The sequence below is a fragment of the Candidatus Zixiibacteriota bacterium genome, from assembly GCA_034003725.1.
GTDB lineage: Bacteria > Zixibacteria > MSB-5A5 > GN15 > FEB-12 > WJMS01.
This window is the reverse complement of record JAVEYB010000007.1, coordinates 164,292-188,401: the sequence shown is the minus strand read 5'-3', so window position 1 is coordinate 188,401 and position 24,110 is coordinate 164,292. Positions and strand designations below refer to the sequence as shown.

Genomic DNA, 24,110 nt, shown 5'->3' with positions numbered 1-24,110 from the left:
GTGAAGTCTCTCTTCTTAGTCACGACCGTCGCGTCCTGTCTCCTGCTTTCATGCAGCATGTCGCTGGACACGTCTCGTGTGGCGGAAAACGAGATTCCGGGGACGTATGAGCTCGATGGAGGGAAGTTGGTGCTCGAGATAAACGCCGATCACACGTATGTACATCGATACCGCCCGGACTCTGGGGGAGAATTGTCGCATGAAGGGACGTGGGAGTATCCGGTCAGTCAAATCGATGGCGTGCATGACATGCGCTTGAATGACTTCTATGCGCTCGACTCGACCTGGCATCGCCATTTGTCCAGCCATGTCAAAAAATTCGATCCTGACAGCTCCTACTGGAATCAGCCGAGAACGTGGCACCCGGCGGTGGTGAAGGACATCTGGGGAACGGTTGTCATCATCGTCAGGTTCGGCGACGGCTATGGATACAGGAAACAGTGATTAGTGTGCAACACCGCCGGGTCGTCTGATGGGCGCGGCGGTTTCTTGTTTGAGCGCCGTCAGGTCACACTCGCCTTCGGCGAGCAGGATCTGACGGAACACCGAGAGGAACCCATAGCAAGCTATGGGCGACCCCTGCCCTACACAGGATGGTAGCGAGGAAATGAGGCAAAGAAGAGGAAAGATGACGGAAGAGTACCGAACTATCATTGACTGGTGTCTTGTTGTTCTGGACTTTCTCGCAAGAAGAACACCGGGAGAACATCGTTCGATCTATCAGTCTGGCGAGAAAGATCTCGTGGAGACTTTCGAGCGAGGGGGATTGCGCGGCCTTAAGATGGCCTATCGAGAGACACTCGTCATGGCGAAGCAACTCCCCCCTGCGGATCAAGTTAAGCTTGACGAACTTCTGCGAAGGAAGTTCGGCAGTGGGCTGGATGAGGTCTTCGCTGAGTCAGACCGGAAGGCGGATGAGATCATCAAGCGCGGAAAGATAAAGGATGAAGACGAGTTCTATTTCCTTCGCGAGTATTTCGAGTCCATCTGGGAAGACGACAAGCAGCGCGAGAGAGCCGCTTTGATCGACGAGATGCTTGCTGAGTTCGAGAAACGAGAGGAGTGATCTTGGAGTTCGAGTCCCTCTGTAGTATAGAGCTTGTTCGTTATCGTGCATGACGTGCTTGGGGATAATGCGAAGCCTCCGGGTCTGCAAGGCCCGGCGGTTTCTTGTCTGACTGCCGTCAGGTTATCCTCGCCTTCGGCGGATTCCCATAGCAAGCTATGGGCGACCCCTGCCTCACACCCGTTCGCATGCGCGCCGTACGCCCTCGCGCGTCGCGCGACCCCGCACTTTTCCCACCGGACCGATGCAAAAAATGCCGCCGCCCCCTAATACAGAAGGAGGGCTGTCCGTATGCTCACGGATTGCCGAAATCCGAAGCTGTTCATCAATTCTCAGGCGGGCATTTGTCCCGACCGAAGGGAAGGGAACTATGAGGACCCCCTAAAAATGACAAAACAAAGCCATTTCCTCGTAAGTCACACGCAGCGATACTTGTACGACGACTTTTTACGTTTTTCAGGGTGAACCGATAACGATATAATAACGGTGGTTCAGCGACTTACGCAAGATGACCTGGCGTAGCGCTCACGTGCTTGTGGAGTCGAACTGAGAGTGGTTGGATCACCAGCGCGCCGCAGCAGTTCCCGGACGCACCACCTCAGCACCCCTTGCAGTTTTGTTTACGGAGCGGATAATCGTATTGTCAGTCTTGTAGGCGTTCCAACTGACCGATCTTTTCCCAGTTCGGATCGGGCGCCATGACAACAAACACGTACAGCTTCCCGTCTTCGATCGTCGCTTCGAGCGTGCCGTCGCCGGTCCCCGTACTGTCGTCGTCGGCAACATCATCGTCGGCTTCGGTAGTGTCCGGCGGGACGGGCTCGGGCACGACCGGCTGCGGCGTGATTGTTGCGCCTTCGTCGGGCGGTGCGACGGCGCCGGTCGAATCCGGAGGCAGCATCGGCATGGTCGGCTGCACCGGAGCGCCGGGACCGCCGGATTCGAGCACAGCCTTGACCTCCGCAGGCGTGAGCTTGTACATCGATCCGCTCAGCGCATCGACCGCCCAGCCGACGACCGGGATGTTCACGTAGAAGAACGTATTGAGCTTGCGGCCGAACGTCATTTCGAACGGCTTGAAGCCGTGCAGCTCGAGCAGGACCGTGTACTTCTCACTGCGCTTCAGGTCGATCACGGTGGGAGTCTGCCCGAAGGATACGTTGTTAACAAACACCGAGGCGCCCGGCGGCTCGCTGGTAACGGAGATTTCCTGTCGCGTGCCGTTGAAGATGGTGGCGCACCCGGTGAGCAGGACCGCCGCTGCGGTCACCGCCAACAGCACGGTGTATGCGGGGCTGATCGTCTTTGCTGCCTTCATTCGTTGCTCCTTCAGCCTGTCCTGTCTGACGATGCGGACGCCGCTCTGGCGGTCCGGCCGATCGGGGAACGATCGGCTTTTTCCATACCCTTAGAGGTGGAAATACTGACGGAAGTCAAGCTGAAAATTGTGGGGTGTATACTCCCCTTTTTCCTTGTTCAGAATGTAGTCCTGATGATAGTCGCCTGCGGCGATCCTCTTTACCATAGCGGTCAGGCGGTCGATTTCGTCGCGAGTATTGTACAGCCCGAAAGATGCACGGACGGCGCCGGGGATTTCGGATCTGTCGCGGCTGAGAATCTGGCTGCGCAGCCGCATCTCTGCGTCATCATCGACGCGCAACAGCATTTTGACGTAAGTGTGGGCGCAGAAGCAGCCGGAGCGAACGCCGATGGCTCCTTCGTAGCTGAGTATCGCCGCGGTCAGCGCATGCGGGATGTCGCCGACATTGAACGAGACCACGCCGAGCCGGTCGCGCGCGGTGGACGGGTCGGTGGCGCCGTACAGGGTGACACCGGGAATCCTGCCCAGTTCGGCAAGGGCGTAGGCTGTGAGGTCGGCCTCGTGGTCGATGATGTTCTCCCAGCCCAGGGACTGGAACAGCCGGATCGCTTTCGCCAGGGCGACGACTCCGATAATATCCGGGGTGCCGGCTTCTTCTTTTTCCGGCAGGTCCGACCAGTACGCTTCCTCGAGCGTGACGATATCCACCACGCCGCCGCCGACCGTATCCGGCTCGCTGTCTTCGAATGTTTTGCGGTCGGCCACCAGCACGCCCACGCCGAAGGGGGCGTACATCTTGTGCGCGGAGAACACGAGATAGTCGATCGCGCATTCGGGGTCGGAGGGCTTCATATCGACCGGGCGGTGCGGCACCAGCTGGGCGCCGTCGATCAGGATTCTGGCTCCGGCGCGATGCGCTTCGTGCGCGAAGTAACAGAGGTCGTTGATATAGCCGGTGACGTTTGACGCTCCGGTCAGGGCCACGAGCTTCACGCGACCGCGGAATTTGTCCAGCTTCCGGTGAAAGTCCTCGCGGCTGATGGTTCCGTCGGGGTTCAGCCCGATGTGCGCCACGGTGCCGACCCGCCGCCACGGCAATTCGTTGGAGTGGTGTTCCATGTAGGTGGTGAGGACGATGTCGTCTTTGTGCAGCGGCAGCCGCCGGGCCAGTTTGTTCAGAGCGTCGGTAGAGTTCTTCGTGAAGATCACGACCTGTTTCGACAGGTCGGCGCCGATGAAGTCGGCGACGATATCGCGCGATTCCTCGAATGCCCAGCTCGACAACTGGCTTTTGAAGCCGGTGCCGCGATGCACGTTGGAATACCATCGCATGAATGCGGCCACGGCGTCGTTGATCGGGGCGAATGTCGGGGTGGAGGCGGCGTTGTCGAAATTGATGTAGCGCATGTCCCCGGAGAGTGTCGGGACGAGCGTGTCGGCGCCGACGATCAGTTTCGGCAGATCGTCGATATGAATTGTCTCAAGGTTCGAAATCACGGGCGACGTCTGGGCCATGCCGGGAAACTCCAGTCGGGATAGGGTCCACAATAACGCGGGAATATACGCATGAAGGTGGATCGAGAAAAGCTATTATGCTTTCTGGAGGAAGTCTTTCAGGAAGTCCTGGTAGCGTTCCGCCCAGAGTTCGCGCTGGTGGAAGCGGACCGCGTGTTCATGGTATTTGAGACCGAGCGCCTCGCCGTCGATTTCACCCCGCTTCAGGCGCATGATCAGCTCGGAGAGGGCATGCGGATCATCGGGCCCGAACTGCAGCGCGCCGCCGGCGCGGGTGAGTTCGCGGACCGCCTCGCCGTCACGCGAGCCGAACACGATAGGTCGCCCCGAAGCCATATACTCAAACAGCTTGGCGGGGAAAGTCCCACGCGTGATGGGCACATCCTTGAGCGACTCGATCAGCACGTCAGACGCCTTCAGGAAAAACGGGATCGTATCCAGCGGCTGGGAGCCGATAAACATCACGTTCTTGAGGCCGTAGTCCCGCACCATTCCCTCGAGAGCGTTCCGTTTCTCGCCGTCGCCGACGAACACGAAGACGATATCGGGCTGGTCGGTCAGCTGGCGGGCGGCTTCGATCACCGTCTCGAGCGAATGCGCCCACCCGAGCGTACCCGCGTACAGGACCAGGAACTTCTCATCGAGTCCGAATTTTTTGCGAATCCCGTTCGGACTGGACGTCATAAACTCGGCGCTGAAACCGGACTTGATCGTGACGACCTTTTCTTTGTCCACACCGATGTACTGCAGGAAGGTCGCGATACCGTCGGTAACCGCCACGATTCGGTCGGCGCGGCGATAGAGGGCGTGCATGACCTTTTTGAGCACCCGGGTGAGGATGTTGCGGTTCAGATTGCCGAAGTCTTCGGACGATTCGGGCTGGAGGTCACGAATCTCGATAACGAACTTGGCTCGTTTCAGTTTGGACAACAGCCAGCCGATCACGGGCGTCGTAACCGGGGGTGTCGACGCCAGGACGATATCGAAGTGATCGCGCAGGCGGAATGAATTGATAAGAGTCGTAAACAGGAACAGGATGAATCCGACCATGCGCTTTCCGGGATAGCGATTCGAGGCGGGCAGCACCCAGCTTCGATAGACCTTGATCCCATCGATTTCTTCCGCAAAGAAGAACTTCCCGCGATACTTGGGCGGGACGATGCCATCGGGGTAGTTGGGGATAGCGGTCAGTACAGACACGACATGGCCGGATCGCGCGAAAAATCGCGCAAACTCAAAAAGCCGCCTGACCGCTCCTTTTTCAGGCGGAAAATGCTGAGTGATAATCAGAATGTTCATACTTAGTCCAGCGCATGGTACCTACTTTTAAGGTCTTTGGCAAGGCAATATTCGGGGCTTGCCCGCTTTCTTGCCGACCTCTAACCGACTGCAAACAGGATTGTTACGGGTCGGTTAGGGGCTCGATTCGCCCTGATTTTCCGTCTGACGTTCCGGAAGTCCCTCTCCCCGTGAGCACGATTGATCAGGCTGCTACTCGTCGACCCGAAGTGGAAATGTCCGCACCGAAACCCATGATTGCCCCGCGACCGGTGCAATCAGATCAACCGCTCCGGGCGTAAACGACTCCTCCGGAAGATACGGATAAATCCTTTCTTTTACCAGCATAACCCGGTGGTCGGAAATCTCGCGTGCCACCGTGACATGCGGCGAGAACTGCCTGTACGGGAGCGCCAGGTCCAGGGCTGCGTACAGGTTTTTGTATAGACGGTCGATCACGTCGTTTGGTTTGATTTCCCAGAAAATGAGTGGGGCGGACGGGTACGCGTCACCCAACCGCTCGAACTGAATCTCCGGGGCCGAGATGTCGGCTGTTTCCTTTCGGATAATCTGGGTCAGTTCGCCGAGTGAGCGTACCGTCTCAAACGGGGCTACGAGCACCAGACTCCCTGAGACCAGCGAGTAGTCGGGATCGAACCGTTCTCTGATCGGCCGAACGAGCGTTTCGATGGAATCAGGAAGAAACATGACGATCGCGAATCGAGTGGATCCTCGACCTTCCAGCTGTACCTGGCGATATCCGTACTGCATGTGGTTTCCGGTGCTGCTTAGCGGTAGAACACAATTTCGATCCGCCGGTTTCGGGCTCTGCCCTCGGCGGTCTGGTTATCGGCGACGAAGTTTTTTTCTCCCCGGCCGTAGGCGCGCATTCGGTCGGGGGAAACGCCGTTGGCGATCAGGAATTCCATGACGCGGCGCGCGCGTTTTTCGGACAGGGCTTCGTTGGCCTGGTCGGTTCCGATATTGTCGGTATAGCCGTTGATCTCCAGTTTGATATCGGTGACAAAGCTGAGCAAGTTTGCCAGTTTCTCTACTCGCTTTTTGTTGTTCGGGTCTATCTCGAAAGATCCGGGCGGGTAGTCGATATTGAGCACCATCGGTTCGGCGAACATGCTCATATCGATACATCCGTACCGATCAACCTCAACCCCGGCAATAGTATAAGGGCAGTCATCCAATCCATCCGGGACTCCGTCGGCATCGCTGTCGACCGGGCATCCCCGGTCGTCGACGGCCGCTCCCATCGGGTTTCCGGGGCACGCATCGAGATAGTCCGGGATCCCATCAAAATCGGAGTCCACCGGACAGCCGTAGATATCGACCCTGCCTCGGGCTTCGGCGGGAGTATCGGGGCAGTCATCGAGGCCGTCGGGCACCCCGTCGCGGTCTCCGTCGAGAGGACAGCCAAAGCGGTCGACCTCGACGCCGCGGACGGTCATGGCGCACTTGTCGAGGGCATCGGGCACACCATCGGCATCGGAATCCCGCTGTGATTCAGGCGGGACGCCTGAAGACGCCGGGCCGGAAGAAACCGCGGGCTGGGCAGGCCACACTTCATCGGAGCGCCACTCTGTTTTCGGCAGAGACGACCCGAACAACAGGGAGAAGGAAACGTGGGCGCCGAGCAGCAGGCGATCACGGCCCGAGTTTACGTCGGAAGAGAAGTCGGCTCCGCCGCCGGTCAAATAATCGGCAGTGCCGGTGACGCCAAGTCTGAGCTGCGGGAGCGGGCGGAACTCGACGCCGGCAAGGCCGGTGAGGATCAACTCGGTGGCGGCGAAATCGGTGATTTGGTTCTTCTTGCCGGTAACTGCGAGGCTTCGGTCGGTCTCGGGGTCGATCATTTTCCAGATCAGCAATCCCCCGCCGGCGCCAAGCTTGACGTTCAGTACGCTGGCCGGATCAAAGAGGAGCCGCTCGGCGGTGAGTGAGACGCGGGTGGCATCGAATGTGACCGGAGTCGCCGGCGACAGACCGTCGAAGGCCACGGTAGTGTCGGCTCCAGCGGTGTCGTTTTTGAGTTCCAGCCACGAGAGGGCCAGCCCGATCTGCCATCGATCGGCGACGCGGTGTCCGAGCATCACGCCATAACCGATTTCACGTTCGAAACTGAACACGTCGCCGCCGGAGAGAAACTGTGGCCCGCCGAATCCTCCGAACGCGTACCGGTACGGGTCTGCGGATGCAGAGGCATCCGCGAATCCAATCGAGAGTGTTGCTGTTATCAGCCAGAGAAACCTACGCATATTCGCCATCCATGCGCTGCGTATCAATACAGCTGTTTGAGTTCGGTGCCGGTATAGAAATGGGTCAGAATAGAATCGTAGGCCCAGCCCAGTCGCGCCTTTCCGATGGCACCGCACTGGCACATGCCGACACCGTGACCATATCCCTGTCCGGAGAACGTGATTGCCGTAACATTGCCCTGGCCGTCGCGGCCCAGTTTTGCCTCGAAGCGGTCCGACGGGAGGATCAGTTCGGGGTTCGAGGAGCGGCCGACGACCCAGCGAATCCGGTCTTTGTAGAACCGGTAGACGTCATCGCCCGTATAGACCTGCATCTGCATCACACGGCCGCCGGGTGACAGACCCACGACGCGAATATCGGTGATCGGCGTCAGGCGCATATCACGGCCGCGGTCGCGGGAGAGGTACTGCTCGAGGCGCCCGCGGAGCTGCGGTTCCGTGAAGATTTCTTTCCACGTATAGTACTTCGACCAATTACAGTCGGTATCCGCGACGGGTTTGAGGTAGGGCTCAGGCGAGCGGTCCCACACATCAACGATATCATCGGTCATCCCGCCACAGGTCGAATGGTAGTAGGCGTTGATGAACTGATCCTGATAGGTGATGACATACCCGGCGGTCGCGTCGATCGCCTCATTCACCAGTTTGTTTTCGATATTGACGCCCTGGTAGAGCTGGTCGATGATGGTCGACTTGAGGTCATAGGGTTCGTTGCCGTATTGCTGCAGGTGGGCCATGGTGTAGGTGCGGGCGGCGACGGCCTGCGCCTTGACGGCCTCGATTTCGTTCGCTTCGCGCGGTCCGATTTCCGGCGGGACGACACCACGAAGGTAATCTTCGACGTAAATGATGTTGACCAGTCTGAGGGACTGACCGTTCGGCAGGATTTTCATGATGCCGCGGTAGCGCGCGTCGTTTACCCTGATGCGGTTTCCGTGGCCGCGCGGAAGGATGTTGACCTCCTGCATGCCCTGCTGAATGAGATCGCCCCGGTTGTTCTCGACGCGGAGAGACCGGTTGCTGTTGCGGACAGTCACCGGCTGGCTCGAATAATAGACGGTCTGGACGTCGCCCTGCAGGCATTCAATCGCAAACGAGGCGTCGGAGGCCAGCGCCACCGATTCCGAGTTTTCCTCGAGGAGGACGCGCACGAAGGGCACGCGGATGTAATTGACGGCTGATTCTTCCTTGAGTCCGGGAACCGAGGCGCAACTCCAGACGAGGACGACGAGAAACAGACCGCAGGCGACGCGTATCAGGAACGCGAGCGGGCGGAATTTCGGCTTGGACCGTGTAGCGGTGCTGGTCATGGTGTCCGTCATCACAGCGTCGGCTGTGCAATCTTTCCCAAAACGGGGTGAGCATCCCTGCGCCGGCCGGTCACGGGCGCCGCGAGAGACTCGCCGCGCAGACAGGCCTCGCCCATTACAGCATATGCAGCCGCTTCGACCTGCCCCGACGGAATCCCGAGCGTATCGATGCGCTCGACGGACATACCGACAAGGCGGTCTCGCAGGCCACGCACGAAAAATCTGTTACGAGACCCACCGCCAGTCAAATACAATTTTCCTGCGGGTGCGTGTGTATCGGTGAGCCGGGTGACGCTCATGACGATTCCTTCGACGGTCAATTGTGCTGCGGTTGCCATCAGGTCCGACGGTGAGAGCGACAGTTCTCGGCCGAGGGTGAGGATGCGTTCCACCAAATCGGCGCCGAACGACTCGCGGCCGGTCGAGACGGATCGCGTTGCCGTGAAGGCCGGGTGCGCCATCAGCAGCGAGAGCATACGTCGGGATACCGTACCATCGAGCGCCGCGGCGCCGCCGCGGTCATACGGCAGATCGAACAATCGTCGGGCGAGCGCATCGCAGATGATATTGCCCGGTCCGCAGTCGGCGGCCCGGACGAGCGAGGTCGCACGACGATCCGGCAGATAGAAGTAGTTCGCAATACCGCCGATGTTAACGATGAGGCGCGAAGTCCTGGTGTCGGCAAAGAGGCGATGCATGGCTCCGGCGGTGATCGGCGCGCCTTCGCCGCCGACAGCGATGTCGGCCTGACGGAAATCACCGACGGTTATTCTACCGGTGACGGCGGCGATGGTCTCCAGGGAACCGATCTGGAGCGTGGCGCTTTCCTGTCTTCCGGAGAGGGTGACCTGACGGGGCAGATGTTGGATGGTCTGACCGTGAGACGCGACGCAGTCGACGGGGATCCGTCGGTTGGCGAGGCGTTTGGCGAAGGCACGGGCGGTTTGTCCCATGAAGCGTCCGAGTTCACGATCCAGCGACATCAGCTCGAGAAAGGGCAGCGCCGACGATTCCGCGGCGGACAACAGGCGCTGCCGGAGCGCGGGCGGATATTTTCGTTCGCCGCCGGTGATATAGCGGCAGGTACAGCCGTCGCTGCGCCGGGCCACGCTGACCAGCGCGAGATCGACCGAGTCGATCGAGGTTCCGCTGTTGATACCGAGGACGTTCAGTCGACGGCGTGCGTGGATGGCGGGCAGACGCATATCACAGAATCACTTTGTTCCCGAGGGTACACTTGACCGAGGCGATTCGTTCCAGCGAGCGCCGCAGTCGATCTTTGGGAATGTCGCCGCGCCGGACCGCTTCCGCAAACGCGTCCATCGCTTCAACGGCGCGGTCGGTATCCTGCCCGAACAACAGCAGGTCATGCCCGGCCATAAAGGCGGCGACGGTGCGATTGCCGAGATCGCCGAGCACCGCCGCACCTTGCATACACAGATCGTCGGTGATGACGGGTCCCTCGAAATTGAGGGTGACGCGCAGCAACTGGTCGATCATGCGGTGTGAGCCGGTGGCGATGACATTGTCGAACTCGGGCACGTGCATGTGCGTGGTCATGACCATGTCGACACCTGCGGCGATCGCCGCTTCGAACACTTTCGACTCCCGGCCGCTCCAGGTGCGCAGATCAAAGTCGGCGCTGGAGGTGACGACATGCGGATCGGCGGCGGCGGCGCCGAAGCCGGGGAAATGCTTGGCGCAGGACAGCACGCCGTTGCGGCGAGCGAGGTGGATGCTGGATCGGACAAACGGGATAACCTCATCGGGCGTGGCGCCGAACGAGCGGCCCTTGAGGCAGCTGTTCGCGTCGTTGAGAAAGAGATCGCACACGGGTGCGAGATTGAGGTTGATACCGAGCGATTCGAGGTAGACCATTGCCCGGCCGTAATCTTCGGCGTACGAGTCGTTCGCCTTGTACCGTCCGTATTCGGCGGGCGCTTTGAATTCGGCGGGGGCGCCGCGGAGCCGGCAGACGCGTCCGCCTTCCTGATCGATCGCAATAAACGGCGGCGAATCCGTGTACTGCCGTTTGATGGCGGCGATTGATTTTGACAGTCCCTGGGAGCTTCGGCAGTTGTCCTCGAAGAGTATGACTCCCCCAAGGCGGCGCTGTCGCGCCAGTTTCACGAAGGAATCCGGGACTCGTTCGCCGCGATAACCGACGATGAATAGTCGGCCGATGTTTTCCGGAGCTGTTGCAAGCATGTCCACCCCTGAATGCCCCCCGGGGCATATCCAAACAAGTTAATCCTACTATGTTTCACTAAACCGAACAGACGAGGTTTTTGCCGGAGCCTTTGGCGCGGTAGAGCGCCTGGTCGGCCGCGGTCACCAGATCCTCGTGTGACCGACCGTTCTCCGGATATGCCGAAACGCCCACTGACACGGTGATTTTCAGCCGTTCGCCTTTTTCGGTTTCGATAATCATCTCTTCAACCTGCGCCCGGATGCGTTCGCCGATATGCTCGGCTTCGAGCTTGGCCGTCTGCGGCAGGATGACGGCGAACTCTTCGCCGCCGTACCGGCAGAAGATATCAACGTCGCGGATGCACCGCTTGATGACGGTCGATAGATCGCGCAGCACCTCGTTACCCGCTTCGTGGCCGTACGAGTCGTTGATTTTCTTGAACCAGTCGATATCGACCATGATGATCGACAGCGGCAGGTCGTAGCGCAGGGCACGTTTCTTTTCCTCTTCCAGCTTGTGCACAAAGTAACGGTAGTTATACGTCGCGGTCAACTCATCGATCATGGTAAGTTCTTCGGTGCGCCGGTGCAGTTCGGCATTGTCGAGGGCCAGGGCGGCCGAGCGTGCGACGGACGTGAACTGCTGCATATCGCGTTCGGTGAAATGATCGATGCCGATCGACTCAGCGATGAGAACGCCCTTGGCCTTTCCGTGCGCCACCATGGGGACCACGAGCGCGGACCGGGCCCGCGGCTGCAGCGGCGCGTAGTCGTCGCGGCCGGTCAAATCTTTGATCCGGACGGGCTCTTCGAGCGATATGACCCGTGCGATCAACCTGGCGCCGTCGCCGTCGATTGCCTTAAACAGCCAGTTGGGGCGGCCCTCGATGGAGCGCGCCCGGTAGTAGTAGTGCCCCCAGCGGTCCAGCTGCACGACGGCGCAATACTGGTAGCGAAGGGTATTCGACATGATGCGGATCAGTTCCTTGACGATGCCGTCTTCTTCGAGGATAGCGCCCAGCGTGCGGGTATTCTCGTAGAACACCTCCAGTTGCGCCTGCGATTTTTCCAGTTCGGCGGTGCGGAGATTCAGGGTGTTGAAAAGCTTCACGAGGCGCGCTTCGGACTTGCGAAGGTATCGGGAAACATAGCTTATGGCGAGATAGTAGACCCACAGGAAGCCCAGGCGCATGGTGAAATCGAGGGCATTGCCGGGATCGAGTTCCCCCAGGACAAGGTAGGCATATGCCACCGAAACAAGCGCCACCGCCACCGTCGCGGGCCAGAACGTGAGCACGTAGGCGGCGACCGAGATAGTCATGAAGAAGAGGAGGTACATCGATGAAGCCAGACCGCCGGCAAGCGAAATGGCCAGCGGGACAAACATCAGGTCGTAGATGATAGCGGTGAGATAGGCGAGCTTGAGGTCGAACCGGCCTTTCATGGCGGCAGCGAAAACGGCGAGGTGTGCCGCAAACGTGGTGAAAACGAGCCAGAAAGTCACGGGATAGGCCCGGAAGAAGCCTGAGTGATACGCAAACCAGGAGAAGCCGAGCAGGGTCATGGCCCGGGTGATCAGGTAGATAATGTCCACCCGAGGCAGAAGGGTGCGATTTCTGTCGAGGAATAGTTTCATCGTCGTTCCGACCTATAGCAGGTATATCGGCGGAACACGCGGTTTATTTATTGTCGGTGAAGAGCTTATGCAGAAAAAGGTTTTGTGCGCGGGTGGAGGCGGACGATCTGCCGAACGGAGATAACGAGCACCCCAATGGCCAGCGCGAGCAACAGCACGGTCATAGCGGCCAGGATCACGTTCTCGGCCGGCCAGAAATCCGTAATGAGCTGGTATGTGAGAGCTGCAATGGTGGTGGCCATCATGAGTATGGCGGGAGCCAGCGTGAACCAGCTTCGACGTCCAGCTCGGTGGAGCCATGCCGTTGCGGCAATGAGGGTTAAAGCTGCCAGTAACTGGTTGGTAGCTCCGAAGACCGGCCAAATGAACTTCCACCCCTGTGACTGTGCCAGCAGGAACATCAGCACCACCGAGAGTCCCGAGTTGAACCAGAATTTTGTCATCACGGCCGGCGGGTTGGGTGTAAGGGCACGCCACAGTTCTTCGAAGAGATAGCGATTGAGGCGGACCGCCGAATCGAGGGTGGTTATGAGGAATCCCTCGACGATCAGAATCCCCATGACGGTCCCGAGCGCAAGGGACAATCCGAAGCCGTTGTGGAGAAGTTGCCCCATGGCGGTGGCAAAGGCGAGGATGGGGTTGCCGGCGCCGTCGGACGGCCAGGCGATGTGCATGTAATCGGCATAACTGATTGATGAGCCGATAGCAATCAGCACCAGAACGGCCAGCATCGATTCCAGCAGCATACCGCCGTATCCGATGGCTTTTGCCTGTGGTTCCCGGGCCAGTTGTTTGGATGATGTTCCGCCGGCGACCAGCGCGTGGAATCCGGATATGGCGCCGCAGGCGATCGTTATGAACAGGAACGGCCAGACCGGACCCATTTTGGAGGATCCGACAGCGATATTGGTTGTCGGGTAGGAGAGCGACAGGCCGTTGAATCCGCCCACTACGACCCCCACCAGCAGTGCGAGCATCCCCGCATAAAGCAGCTGGACGTTGACGAAATCGCGGGGCTGCAGGATCAGCCACACCGGCGCCTGACAGGCAAACATCGTGTAGATGGAAATGAGCACGGTCCACCAGAACGGCGACAGCGTGAGCGGTACCTGAAACCCGACATAGACGGAAGCAAATCCGATTGCGGTTGCGATAAGGTAGGTTTTCAGCGTTCCGACGTTGCGGCGGATCACGAACAGCCCGACAAGCGGGGCCATAAGCGTAATGAAGATCACCGAGGTCGAGGCAATCCCGCCCACGATGCCGAGGGTCTGTCCGTCTATCACGGTAGTACGGATGAGCGTCTGGTTTTCGTCGAGACCGAGTTCGGCGATGGGACGCATCGAAGTGAGCGACACGGCGGTCAGCGACAGGAAAGCCGAAGTCACGAGGATGATCAGGATGATGGTAAATATGATGAACAGCAAGAAGCCGGTTGGACCAAGGGCCTTGCGGGCGACCTCGGCCATCGATGCGCCGCGTTCGCGGACGGACGCAAATAACGCCACGAAATCATGTACGCCTCCGATGAAGATCGCCCCAATGACGATCCACAGCCAGGCGGGACCTACCCCGTAGAGAATGCCGAGGGTCGGGCCGACAATCGGTCCGGCGCCGGCTATAGTTGAGTAGTGATGCGCGAACAGGACCGATGCTTTGGTGGGGACATAATCTCTTCCGTCTTCCTGTGCGACGGCCGGGGTGGGGCGTTCTGACGATTCTCCCAGCGAGCGGGCAACATACCGTCCGTACCATCGATAGCCCGCGATGTAGCACAGGACCGCGCCAATCAGATATACAAGCACGTTCACGGTAGTCTCCCAGCCGGCCCGGGCCGATTACCCGGGTCGCCTCAGCTTCGGAGAATGCGCTCCGCTTTCAGGCGGACCGAGACCATACCCGCCAAAAAGCCGAGCGCTATGAGTATAATGCCGACCGATAGCTGCATGTACACAGAAAACGGCGGCGAGACTTTCATCTTCGCATCCGTCGGATTGTCGGGATCGTAGTGAATCGTCACGGCAGTGCCGACGGGGTACATCGACGCCATCGTGTCGGCCGCCTCGCGTCGGTTGTTCCGTCCTCCGAAACTCGGCATGGCCAGATCGGAGCTGTCGACATACGGGGTTCCATCGACCTGATAGGTGAAAACGACATTGGGACGGAAGGCACGATCGCCGATGACGCCGGAGGCGGTCACCACGGCTTGTGTTTCAGGCCAGTGGCTCATCACCGAATAGCGCTCGAATCGAGAGGCGGTGGTGTTGAGCAGCAGGCCGCCGCAGACAAGAAGCACGACCGCGATGAGAAGGCTGATGCGGCTCGTGGACCGTAGACGTGTCTGATTGGCTGAGGCCATCTCGAAGCCGGGTTTCCGAGTTTTGCGTTATCGGAGCATAATATACGTACTTTGTGTCGGTAGTTGCAGGGATTCTTTTTATATTGCCTTTTTGGAGGCCGACGGCAACTTTGCGAATCGGCCTAACGTAAAGCAGGAAGCGAATTTCAGGACGGGGAGCGACGATGCGACGGGCGATAATCATTCATCTTGCGGCGCTTGCGGGCATGGTTCTGTGCTGGTCCGCCGTCTACGGCTCGGTCTGGGAACACCAGGACGTGCTGGAGATATCCAGACTGCATACGATCGATGACGATCTCTGGGCGTTCGCCAACACGTTTCGTCTGGACGGGAGTGTCACGGGCGACGTGATATCATTCGCGTACCAGACCGACATCTCCGGCAGGGTGAACGGGTCCGTACAGACGTTCACGCGGTTTTTCCGTTCGAACGGGTCGATCGACGGGTCGGCGCGCGTGTTCGCACAGACGATCGTGTTGTCCGGTTTTATCGGAAGGTCGGTTGTTGCTTTCGGAGAGAGCTTCACGCTCGACAACGGTGCGGTGATCGGTCGCGACGCGCGGCTGTGGGGAAATCACATAATCATAAACGGTACGATTCGCAACAATGCCGAACTGACCGGTGGGCGGATCGAGATCAAGGGGACGATCGAGGGCGACGCAAAGCTTACGGCGGACCGTATCGTGATCATGCCGCCGGCGGTAATCCAGGGGAATCTGGTGTACGAGACGGAGGATTCCGCCGCGATCAGAATCGAACCGGGCGTGACCATTCTCGGTACGACGACCTGGGAACCGCACGTGGCGGAGTCGGAAGAGAAGGAGTCGTCGCTGGGGACGGATATCCTGCTGAGCATCTCGAGTTTGCTGGCAGCGTTCCTGTTCGGGATAATCGTGGTCCGTATATTCCGTCCCTACGCCGAGGAATCCTACAAGCAGCTCCGCACGCGGGCGCTGGTGTCGCTTGCGACGGGTGTGGTCAGCGTTTTTGCGCTGGGATTCTGCATTCTCGTACTACTGATCGCGGTGACATCGATCATTGCCGGCGTTATTCTGATCGACAGCGGGGGGCTCGCGATATTCGGCGGACCGCTGTTGATCATGTCGACACTGCTGGTTCCGATCACGAGCTTTTTGTCGGTGTCGGGCGCGGTGATTTTCTATTCCGGCAAGATTATCGTGGCGTTTGCGCTGGGAGCCGTGATACTGAAGGGGGCGCCGGGCCGGAGTCCGCTGCGATCCGGGACACTGCTGCTCGGCCTGTTTTTGCTCGGGATTGTTTTCGCGATTCCCTATGTCTGGGGACTCGCGTATCTGCTGGTAAGCATTCTGGGGGCGGGGGCGATTATCCTGGGCATTCGCAACTGCCCGCGCACCCACCCGTCGACAACTCAGTAGCCGCCCGCCACGCCCTGGCGGCGGGTATCCGCGACGGCCTGCATGAGGCCGGTCGACTCTATGAGGATGGCGTTCACGTTGCCGATGGGTTTCACTTCCTCGACGTCGTATCCCTCACGTATCAGACGCTGAATGACCGCGACGGAGTAGCCGCCCTGCTCAAGGGAAACCTTGTCCGGGATCCACTGGTGATGCACGCGCGGTTGCAGCACGGCCTCATTGAGCGACATGTTGAAGCGGCTCACGTTGAGAATAGTCTGGGCAACCGCCGAGATAATTTTGGATCCGCCGGGAGATCCGAGGACCATGCAGGGCCGTCCGTTGTTGAGGACGAGGGTGGGGGTCATGGACGACAGCATGCGTTTTCCGGGTACGATCTTGTTGGCGTCGCCGCCGACCAATCCGAACTGGTTCGGTTCCCCGGCCTTGATCGAGAAGTCATCCATCTCATTGTTGAGCAGGAAGCCGGCGCCGTCGACGGCCACGAGGCTCCCATACCAGCTGTTAAGCGTGTAGGTGAGCGCGACCATATTGCCGTCGGCATCGCACACGGAGAAATGCGTGGTTGCTTCGGTTTCAGGGCGCATGGGCATCCCGGGGCCGATCTGACTGGACGAGCCGGCGCCCGATGCAGGGATGAGCTCGCGACGAATCCTCAGGTACGCATCGTCGAGCAATCCGGCCGGGATCTCGTAGAAGTCGGGATCTCCGAGGTGGGTTGCGCGATCGGCAAATGCCAGCCGGCTGGATTCGACCAGGAGGCGCAGGTACTCGGGGGAATCGGGAAGCCAGGTGCTCATATCGAACGGTTCCATGATCTTCAGAATCTGGCCGAGTACGATCCCGCCGGAGGACGGCGGAGGCATCGAGTAGACATCAAGCGAATCAAACCGTACGTGAACAGGCGTACGCCAGAGCGCCTTGTATGCGGCGAGATCGTCGCGGGTGATCAGTCCGCCGTGTACGCGCATCGTAGAATCAATCAGCGCGGCGACCGCACCGGTATAAAAGGCCTCCGGACCTTCGGCGGCAATCTGGTACAGGGTGTGGGCGAGGTCGCTCTGGACGAATCGTTCACCTTTTGAAGGTGTTGCGCCGGTCGGCGCAAAGAGCCGTGCGGTTTCGGGATACCGTCGCAGGGAGTCGGCATGTTCGGCGAGCGTGGCAGCCAGCCGTTCATCGACGGTGAAGCCGGTATCGGCGAGATCGGCGGCGGTGCGCACGAGATCTTCCCAGGGGAGGGAGCCGTACTTCTGCCAGATAGCATAGAGGCCGGCCACGGTGCCGGGCACGCCGGCGGCTTTCGCGCCGACCAGCGAGTGTCCCTCAATGACGCGGCCGCTGTCATCGAGAAACATCGCCTCATGGGCCGCCGCGGGGGCGGTTTCCCGGAAGTCCAGGGTCGTGATCTCGCCGCTGGCGCCGTGGCGCATGACGGCAAATCCGCCGCCGCCGATATTTCCGGCTTCGGGGTTGACGACCGCCAGCACAAAGCCGACGACAACCGCCGCATCAAACGCGTTTCCGCCGTTCCTGAAGACTTTCACGCCGGCGTCGGTGGCGAGTGGCGCGGCCGACACTACGGCGGCACGCTCGAAATAACGGGTGACGTGTATATTGTCACACGCGGTGGGTGCAAAAAGGAGCCCGCAAACGGCCGCGAGGCCGGCGGGCGTCAGGAAACGAAAGGGATTTTGTCGTATCATGTCGGAGTGTGGCGTTCCTCAGCGTTTGTCTATGAGAAAGATAAGGCCGTCGGGATACTCGACTTCGAGCGCGAAACCGTCGCGCAAATCCTTGGCGGTCGTTTTTATCGGCTTGGCTTCCTCACCTTCGAGAATGTTAGTCATTTTGACGCGCGCCGACGTGAAACCGTATTTCTTCAGGTTGATCTGAAGAATGATCTCCCGCTTTCCGGTCTCGAGGCCGTCGGACAACTCTCCGGGCGGCGGCACCACGATGTAGAGGAGTCCTTTTCTGGAGCCCATGTGGCAGGCGATATCGACGGACGGGTCGCTGCAGAAGGCGGCCGGCTCGACATTGATGCCCGCGAGAACGGACTCCAGATGCGACAACTTCTGGTGATTGCCGCCGGAAGCGATGTCAAAGGAGAAGACGTAGAACTGACCCTTGAAGCGGGTGGAGCAGACGCCAACCGTCTTGGCGCCGACCTGTGCGAGTTTTTTCACCTTGGCATCGTCGGTCGATCGTATGGCGCCGTAGACGTAGGAGGGGAACGCGCCGCCTTTGTGCGTTATGGCGCCGATGTGATAATCCACCGTCGTTTTGATCCGGAAGTGATTGGCCAGCACCTGGCATTCTTTCAAATCTTCGTCGTATCTCGGCATCAGGCCGCAGAGGATGACGGTCTTGCCGGCCTTGACCAATTCGACAATCGCCTCCTGATCCTTCTCGGCCATGACTTCAGTCGAGGGTACGAACAGGAGGTCGTAGTTCTTCATCGATTCGTAGTCCCGGTTTTCCCGGATACCGTAGGGGATTTTGAGTCGAAGGAGGTCGTGACAGAATCCCGGCGCGGTCTCATCCATCAAGCGGCCGACATACAAAAACTCCTTGGGACTGGAGGTCAGACGCAGCCAGTAGTGGAGTCGGTTGGCGAGGATGGCGACTTTCGGCTGGAAGTCCATCTCCTCAAAACCGATCTGCTGAATGGCGGTGTTGAAGTTTCTTATGACGTCGTAGCCCGGAGAGACGGTGCCGTCGTTACGGAGGGGGGCGCCGTACCAGTGGTCGCGATCGGCCGCCATGTAGTGATTAATGCCTTTGAAGCCGGCCGCGAGGCCGGCGGCAAAGTAGAAACGCCGCGTGTTGTTGCTGATCGGCGCCATCGCCTCTTCGCGTGCCGGATCTTCGGCAGCCCGGCCGCAGGTGAACGACGCAGCGTAGGCGAATCCATATTCCGACTTCATGAACCGGGCCTTGTTGGTCAGATCGAAGTAGGTGCCTTCGGGAAACACGTTGCACCCGAGAAACGGCGCCCGGTCCTCAGGGACCAGATTATATGCCGGAAGCAGATCGCCGGAGGCGAAATACAGAGAGCGGAAGAACAGCGGCTCGACCGTGTAGGACGTAAAGACCTCTTCGAGGGTCTCGAGATAGCGGTTGAGCATCCATTCGCGAAACCGGAACCAGTCGAGGACTTTCGGGTAGTCCTCGATCTTGAGGTCGTGGAACTGCCTTGGAGGCTCGACCGCGGAGAAATCGGCGTTTTTCTCTTTGTAGGCAGCGTTGAGTTTTTTGATGTCCTCGTATCGATGCTGCAAAAACGGGCCGTAGAACTCAGCCACTACGTCGGGGTTGTAATCCGCGGAGTCGGGTTTCAGGATGCGGCCAAACGACGTTTCGTAGTCCAGTTCGACCATAAAGACCGGCCCACGGGGATGGACGTAGTTTTTGGTCGTCTCGATAAAGGACTTGAAATAACTCCGAAGCTGGAACTGGTAGTTTTTGTGAAGGTAGGACGGCAGGTAGCCGCCCTCGACCCCGTAATCATCGGGCATGGTCAGTTCCTGCCCTTTGGCGTCGCGAGCGAGAATCCGGAGGTCTTTGTACAGGAACGAGGGGAGCCCACCGTATTTGATCTGTCCCGCGACCCAGGGACCGGGGCGAAGGATGACCTTAAACCCGAACTCACGTGCCAGTTCGAGAAAGACGATGAGATCCTTGCGGGGATCATCGGTACCGATGAAGTCGATGTTTTTCCTGTTACCCTGGTGGACATTCCATGGCACGGCGGTGGAAATGATCCGGAACCCGGCGCGTTTGATGCGCTCGAAGCAGATCGACCAATAGCGTTTTTCGACCCGGAAGTAATGTAACTCGACAGCGAACGGATCGTAGGTTTCCTTGCCAATGGAGAACTTATTTCCAATGACCCCTAACATATATATCCTTATGTTGTAATGACTTACCGAATATCAGACGGCCGGATAAAAAACCAAAATATCCCCCATCCCGGCAATTGTCAACACAAATAATACAACTGCATGTTATACAATATCTTAACTCGGTAATACGTATTGTTTAGTACTTTGACGGATTTTGACAAAAAAGAAGCGCCCCCGATAGTCGGGGGCGCCAAGATTCAGGCTCAGTCGGGGGGCTTACTTCAGCATCAACATCTTTCTGGTGTCGGTGAAGTTCTCAGTTGAGAGGCGGTAGAAGTAGACGCCACTGGCGACGCGAGTACCGGCATCAGTGGTGCCATCCCATACGACTGTGTGTTCTCCGGCTTCCATCGCCGTATTCACAAGAGTCTTTACTTTCTGCCCCAGCAGGTTGAACACGTCCAGCGTGACATCGCCCGCGGTCGGGAGGGCGAAGCCTATGGTGGTAGACGGGTTGAACGGGTTCGGGTAGTTCTGGAGCAGAGAGTAAGTCGACGGGACTTCGATATCACCCGGCTGGGCGGCATCGGAAGGATCCTTGATAACGACTTTGCCGGTCCAGATCGGGAAAATGACGTCACCAGCGGTATATCCGCCGGCAGTCTGCCATATAACCTGGGGAGAGACCATCACGTTGGCCGTGTCGAGGACGATAGAGTCGGTCGCCGTCCAGTCGGTAACACTGAAGTAGTAGGTGGCCCAGTGATCCCAGGTTCCGTTTGCAGGGACACCGGGAACGCCAAACGCCACGGCGTTAATCAGAAACCTCTTCGCGGCATTGGTGGTATCGATGTTGTTTTTGTACATGTAGCTGACGATGGCAAACGGATTACCCTGGATGTGACCGGGTACGCCGATCACGGAGTCCAGGAGAACGTTCGGATTGTCCCAGACAAACCCGAGAGTTGCGCCGACGATGGCCTGCAGGTCGGTCCACATGTACAGTTCAACGGCAAAGGACGAGTCATTTCCGCTGATGTCAGGGCGGGTCGCGACGAGCTTGACGGAATCGGGCGCCCCGAGATCGTCAGCGGCGACCGGCACGGCTGTGACCAGCAGGAGCCCCAGAAAAATTGATAACACTAGCGACTTCATGGTCAAAATGCCTCCATGTTCTGTATCTTCAGTATCCTTCGACTCTCGAACTGAGAAAAGTAATAAGGTGCGCTTCCGCAACGTAAAGATACGAAAGTACGCACCGGGCTACGATATACCATTGACGAAAACGAGTCAATAAAAAAGTAACCCAATTGTACGGGGTCTACTTCTTATAACCGTTGTCTAACAATCCGGTTCGGTAAAGCGCAAAATCTGTGCCGGAGCCAAAAAGCCCGGTTTCAGGCAACCAGCAATCCTGATGCCCGATCTGAAGCGAAACGGCCGCTCCGGGATTTGCCCGGAGCGGCCGTCAAAGTCACTGAGCGAAACACCACCTGTCAGTTACAGGCGGGGTTGCACGGCATTGGCGCCGGCCCACCCAGAAACAGGAAATTGACCAGATAGATGAGGTCCGACAGGTCCAACGCACAACCGACGTCGCCGTTGATATTCGCCGCGCCGGAGCATGCCGGAGCGGGTCCCCCGAGGAACAGGAAGTTGACGAAATAGATCAGGTCGGACAAATCGACCGCTCCGCCGGCATCATCGTTGACGTTGCCGGTCTGGCCGATACAGCACCCGGCGAGGTAGAGCGCACCCGGGTCAATAGTCGGGACAAACGGTCCGATGGGCGTAATCAGCTCGTTATTGCGGCTTCCCCACGAGGTGGTATCAACCACGATTGGAGTCACCCGCGTGTAGTTGCTGGGAATCCGGAAGTAGAGTTTCATGACAGGGCCGGTGCCTGCGGGCATCCAGTCGGTGGTTCCCGGCGAACTCGCGGTGATCAACACGGAGAACCGATCGTTGGCGATGTCGTATCCCTGAATCTGCACGGTCATGCCGTCGCATCTCGTACCCGCAACGGAAACCGAATCCAGCAGCACACTTTCGTTGTTGGCGATTTTGAACGAGTACTCGATACTCGAAACCTGCAGCGTATTGGTCAGGCTGATCGTCACCGGCACAGATGAGCCCGGGATCGCTTCGACAGAATCCGCGATGATCGTATCGGCCTGCGCCCAGACGTAGCGGTTGAGGCGTTCTTCCCCAACGCCATTGGCGTCGTCCACGATGAGCGAGACGTCGTATAATCCCGGCTGGGTATAGGTATGAACTGGATTCGGGTCGGTCGACACACCGCCGTCGCCGAAATTCCACGACCAGGAGGTCGGGCTAAACGGTGACTGGTCGGTGAAAGTCACCTGCAGCGGCACAGGGCCGTCGGTGGCAGTCGACGTGAACCGCGCGATTGCCATCGACGACAGGGCATTGTTCGCGTTGATGCGTCCGGTCCCGAGGGCGCCCGCGTACGACGGGTTGATGGCATCGATGTTATCGGTGGTTGCCATGATGACGCTGTCAATCTGCGACTTGGTCAACGACGGCATGGCAGAACGGATGAGGGCCGCCAGCCCGACTACCATCGGCGCAGCCATCGATGTTCCGGAGTAGGTATCGATATCGGGCGAGTATTCGTTTGACACGGTAGACAGGATGAGCGAGCCCGGGCCGGAAACGTCGACCCAGGCGCCGTAGTTGCTGAAATCCGACTTGCCGTCGCCGGAGGTGGTAGAGGCGACCGACAGCACGTTGGTGCCGTAGCCGTCCAGCTGGTCCGGGCAGTCGCAATCTTCGTTACCGGCGGCATGCACCAGCGTCAGGCCGTTGTTGATGGCGTTGACGATTGCGGCGGCCTGCGTGGAGCTGCCGCCCCACGACATATTGATGATGTCGGCGCCCATGAGAACGGCGTAGTCGATCGCCTGGGCGCAGTTGAGCGGGTTGACGTAACCGAGGCCGTCGTTGGCGCGTCCGCCGGTGCGAAGGGCCATGATTCGCGGTCCCCGGAAGGAGCGATGGGAGTTCGCCCAGCCGCCCGCGACGCCGACGACGTCAGTGGTGTTGTTGGTAACCGCAGCGGCGATGCCGGCACAGTGGGTGCCATGGCCGTCGAAGTCGTTGGGGTCGCGGTCGGGCGTCCCGCCGTCCTCGCCGTCGGCCACGGTGAATCCTCCGCTAAAGAAGTCCCATCCCACGAGGTCGTCGATTTTGCCGTTGCCGTCGTCATCGATGCCGTTGATATCATCGTTGTCGTATACGATTCCGTCGCCATCGATATCTTCACCGGGATTCACCCAGATATTGCCGGCGAGGTCCGGGTGGAGATAATTGACGCCGCTATCTATGATGGCGATGATAACGGAGTCGGAACCTTGTTCGTAGTCCCAGGCGGACTCGAGCTGCAATTTGGTTCGATGCCACTGATTGGTGAATTCGGGATCATCCGGCGTAGCCGTCACCGGCATCGCATACAGGATATGTACATCGCGGATTCTCGGATTCTGAAGAAGATCGGTGCGGACCGCCTCGAGATCGGCTGATTCGGGGAGTGTCAGCTGGTAGATTCGCGCGAGCCGGTTTTCCTCCACGCTGGCGGCGAGGCCGGCCTCGCGCCATGGGAAGGCCTTCTCGGCATCGGAGACATTGTGCTTTTGCATGAGCAGGTCGACGGAGGCGATGCCGAGCGATACGGAGCCGAATCCACGCTGGACCTGTTGAATCACGACGTCCGATTCGAATTCCACGACCAGCGTGCCTCGGATCAGCATCGGCTCAGCCTTGGATCCGTCCGAACTGACACTGGCCCAGCCGGATGCCGAGACAAGCACGAGAATCGCCAGGACGGTCAGAAACATACCCGTGCGGGTGACGCGCGTTGCCATTGCAGTGTTCCTTTCGATATCGATATGTCTGCTTAGCTC

General features: G+C 59.1%; 18 protein-coding genes. 3 read left to right on the top strand and 15 right to left on the bottom strand.

The window, feature by feature from the left end; all coding sequences use genetic code 11:
* Positions 1 to 444 (top strand): hypothetical protein, encoded by a 444-nt coding sequence (locus tag RBT76_09915; GenBank protein MDX9858097.1) that lies wholly within the window; start codon positions 1 to 3, stop codon positions 442 to 444.
* Positions 445 to 628: 184 nt separating this feature from the next.
* The gene (locus RBT76_09910) at positions 629 to 1,066 is read left to right on the top strand and encodes a hypothetical protein (GenBank protein MDX9858096.1); all 438 of its coding nucleotides are present in this window, start codon (positions 629 to 631) and stop codon (positions 1,064 to 1,066) included.
* A 643-nt stretch (positions 1,067 to 1,709) separates the two neighbouring features.
* Here RBT76_09910 and RBT76_09905 read toward each other — a convergent pair.
* From RBT76_09905 to RBT76_09855, 11 genes are all read right to left on the bottom strand, one after another.
* On the bottom strand, positions 1,710 to 2,384 hold the full coding sequence (locus RBT76_09905) for a PEGA domain-containing protein (protein MDX9858095.1): 675 nt from the start codon (positions 2,382 to 2,384) through the stop codon (positions 1,710 to 1,712).
* 90 nt (positions 2,385 to 2,474) lie between these two features.
* Complete coding sequence (locus RBT76_09900; GenBank protein MDX9858094.1) at positions 2,475 to 3,902, bottom strand: aminotransferase class V-fold PLP-dependent enzyme; 1,428 nt, start codon at positions 3,900 to 3,902, stop codon at positions 2,475 to 2,477.
* A gap of 75 nt (positions 3,903 to 3,977) precedes the next feature.
* The gene (locus RBT76_09895) at positions 3,978 to 5,201 is read right to left on the bottom strand and encodes a glycosyltransferase family 4 protein (protein ID MDX9858093.1); all 1,224 of its coding nucleotides are present in this window, start codon (positions 5,199 to 5,201) and stop codon (positions 3,978 to 3,980) included.
* A gap of 192 nt (positions 5,202 to 5,393) precedes the next feature.
* Entirely contained in the window at positions 5,394 to 5,951 is a 558-nt protein-coding gene (locus tag RBT76_09890) for a 2'-5' RNA ligase family protein (GenBank protein MDX9858092.1), read from the bottom strand.
* Positions 5,952 to 5,968: 17 nt separating this feature from the next.
* Entirely contained in the window at positions 5,969 to 7,447 is a 1,479-nt protein-coding gene (locus tag RBT76_09885; GenBank protein ID MDX9858091.1) for an OmpA family protein, read from the bottom strand.
* Positions 7,448 to 7,470: 23 nt separating this feature from the next.
* Positions 7,471 to 8,757 carry a SpoIID/LytB domain-containing protein gene (locus tag RBT76_09880; GenBank protein ID MDX9858090.1) on the bottom strand — a complete coding sequence of 429 codons (1,287 nt, stop codon included), beginning with the start codon at positions 8,755 to 8,757 and terminating at the stop codon, positions 7,471 to 7,473.
* 11 nt (positions 8,758 to 8,768) lie between these two features.
* A complete protein-coding gene (locus RBT76_09875) occupies positions 8,769 to 9,962 on the bottom strand; it encodes an anhydro-N-acetylmuramic acid kinase (protein ID MDX9858089.1) in 1,194 nt (397 codons plus the stop codon).
* Between the two features lies 1 nt (position 9,963).
* The gene (locus tag RBT76_09870) at positions 9,964 to 10,965 is read right to left on the bottom strand and encodes a glycoside hydrolase family 3 N-terminal domain-containing protein (protein ID MDX9858088.1); all 1,002 of its coding nucleotides are present in this window, start codon (positions 10,963 to 10,965) and stop codon (positions 9,964 to 9,966) included.
* Between the two features lie 58 nt (positions 10,966 to 11,023).
* Positions 11,024 to 12,583: a sensor domain-containing diguanylate cyclase gene (locus tag RBT76_09865; GenBank protein MDX9858087.1), complete on the bottom strand. Its 1,560-nt coding sequence runs from the start codon at positions 12,581 to 12,583 to the stop codon at positions 11,024 to 11,026.
* A 65-nt stretch (positions 12,584 to 12,648) separates the two neighbouring features.
* Entirely contained in the window at positions 12,649 to 14,394 is a 1,746-nt protein-coding gene (locus RBT76_09860) for a carbon starvation CstA family protein (GenBank protein MDX9858086.1), read from the bottom strand.
* 41 nt (positions 14,395 to 14,435) lie between these two features.
* Positions 14,436 to 14,942 carry a DUF3592 domain-containing protein gene (locus tag RBT76_09855; protein MDX9858085.1) on the bottom strand — a complete coding sequence of 169 codons (507 nt, stop codon included), beginning with the start codon at positions 14,940 to 14,942 and terminating at the stop codon, positions 14,436 to 14,438.
* Between the two features lie 164 nt (positions 14,943 to 15,106).
* Between RBT76_09855 and RBT76_09850 the strand changes: the two genes are divergently transcribed.
* Positions 15,107 to 16,339 (top strand): hypothetical protein, encoded by a 1,233-nt coding sequence (locus tag RBT76_09850; GenBank protein ID MDX9858084.1) that lies wholly within the window; start codon positions 15,107 to 15,109, stop codon positions 16,337 to 16,339.
* Here RBT76_09850 and ggt read toward each other — a convergent pair.
* The 4 genes from ggt to RBT76_09830 form a co-directional block, all read right to left on the bottom strand.
* Positions 16,333 to 18,045, bottom strand: a complete 1,713-nt coding sequence (gene ggt, locus RBT76_09845) for a gamma-glutamyltransferase (GenBank protein ID MDX9858083.1) — start codon at positions 18,043 to 18,045, stop codon at positions 16,333 to 16,335. The two genes, RBT76_09850 and ggt, sit on opposite strands and share 7 nt — an antisense overlap.
* An 18-nt stretch (positions 18,046 to 18,063) precedes the next feature.
* On the bottom strand, positions 18,064 to 20,244 hold the full coding sequence (locus RBT76_09840; protein MDX9858082.1) for a beta-galactosidase: 2,181 nt from the start codon (positions 20,242 to 20,244) through the stop codon (positions 18,064 to 18,066).
* A 219-nt stretch (positions 20,245 to 20,463) separates the two neighbouring features.
* Complete coding sequence (locus RBT76_09835) at positions 20,464 to 21,342, bottom strand: FlgD immunoglobulin-like domain containing protein (GenBank protein ID MDX9858081.1); 879 nt, start codon at positions 21,340 to 21,342, stop codon at positions 20,464 to 20,466.
* A 341-nt stretch (positions 21,343 to 21,683) separates the two neighbouring features.
* Entirely contained in the window at positions 21,684 to 24,071 is a 2,388-nt protein-coding gene (locus RBT76_09830) for a S8 family serine peptidase (GenBank protein ID MDX9858080.1), read from the bottom strand.
* Between the last annotated feature and the right edge of the window lie 39 nt (positions 24,072 to 24,110).

Excerpts from the sequence above, each read along its gene's own strand:
- RBT76_09840 (MDX9858082.1), bottom strand. The coding sequence starts at position 20,244 with ATGTTAGGGGTCATTGGAAATAAGTTCTCCATTGGCAAGGAAACCTAC.
- RBT76_09875 (MDX9858089.1), bottom strand. The coding sequence starts at position 9,962 with ATGCGTCTGCCCGCCATCCACGCACGCCGTCGACTGAACGTCCTCGGT.
- RBT76_09835 (MDX9858081.1), bottom strand. The coding sequence starts at position 21,342 with ATGAAGTCGCTAGTGTTATCAATTTTTCTGGGGCTCCTGCTGGTCACA.
- RBT76_09865 (MDX9858087.1), bottom strand. The coding sequence starts at position 12,583 with ATGAAACTATTCCTCGACAGAAATCGCACCCTTCTGCCTCGGGTGGAC.
- RBT76_09905 (MDX9858095.1), bottom strand. The coding sequence starts at position 2,384 with ATGAAGGCAGCAAAGACGATCAGCCCCGCATACACCGTGCTGTTGGCG.
- RBT76_09880 (MDX9858090.1), bottom strand. The coding sequence starts at position 8,757 with ATGACCAGCACCGCTACACGGTCCAAGCCGAAATTCCGCCCGCTCGCG.
- RBT76_09895 (MDX9858093.1), bottom strand. The coding sequence starts at position 5,201 with ATGAACATTCTGATTATCACTCAGCATTTTCCGCCTGAAAAAGGAGCG.
- RBT76_09870 (MDX9858088.1), bottom strand. The coding sequence starts at position 10,965 with ATGCTTGCAACAGCTCCGGAAAACATCGGCCGACTATTCATCGTCGGT.
- RBT76_09850 (MDX9858084.1), top strand. The coding sequence starts at position 15,107 with ATGCGACGGGCGATAATCATTCATCTTGCGGCGCTTGCGGGCATGGTT.
- ggt (MDX9858083.1), bottom strand. The coding sequence starts at position 18,045 with ATGATACGACAAAATCCCTTTCGTTTCCTGACGCCCGCCGGCCTCGCG.
- RBT76_09855 (MDX9858085.1), bottom strand. The coding sequence starts at position 14,942 with ATGGCCTCAGCCAATCAGACACGTCTACGGTCCACGAGCCGCATCAGC.
- RBT76_09830 (MDX9858080.1), bottom strand. The coding sequence starts at position 24,071 with ATGGCAACGCGCGTCACCCGCACGGGTATGTTTCTGACCGTCCTGGCG.
- RBT76_09910 (MDX9858096.1), top strand. The coding sequence starts at position 629 with ATGACGGAAGAGTACCGAACTATCATTGACTGGTGTCTTGTTGTTCTG.
- RBT76_09890 (MDX9858092.1), bottom strand. The coding sequence starts at position 5,951 with ATGCAGTACGGATATCGCCAGGTACAGCTGGAAGGTCGAGGATCCACT.
- RBT76_09885 (MDX9858091.1), bottom strand. The coding sequence starts at position 7,447 with ATGCGTAGGTTTCTCTGGCTGATAACAGCAACACTCTCGATTGGATTC.
- RBT76_09900 (MDX9858094.1), bottom strand. The coding sequence starts at position 3,902 with ATGGCCCAGACGTCGCCCGTGATTTCGAACCTTGAGACAATTCATATC.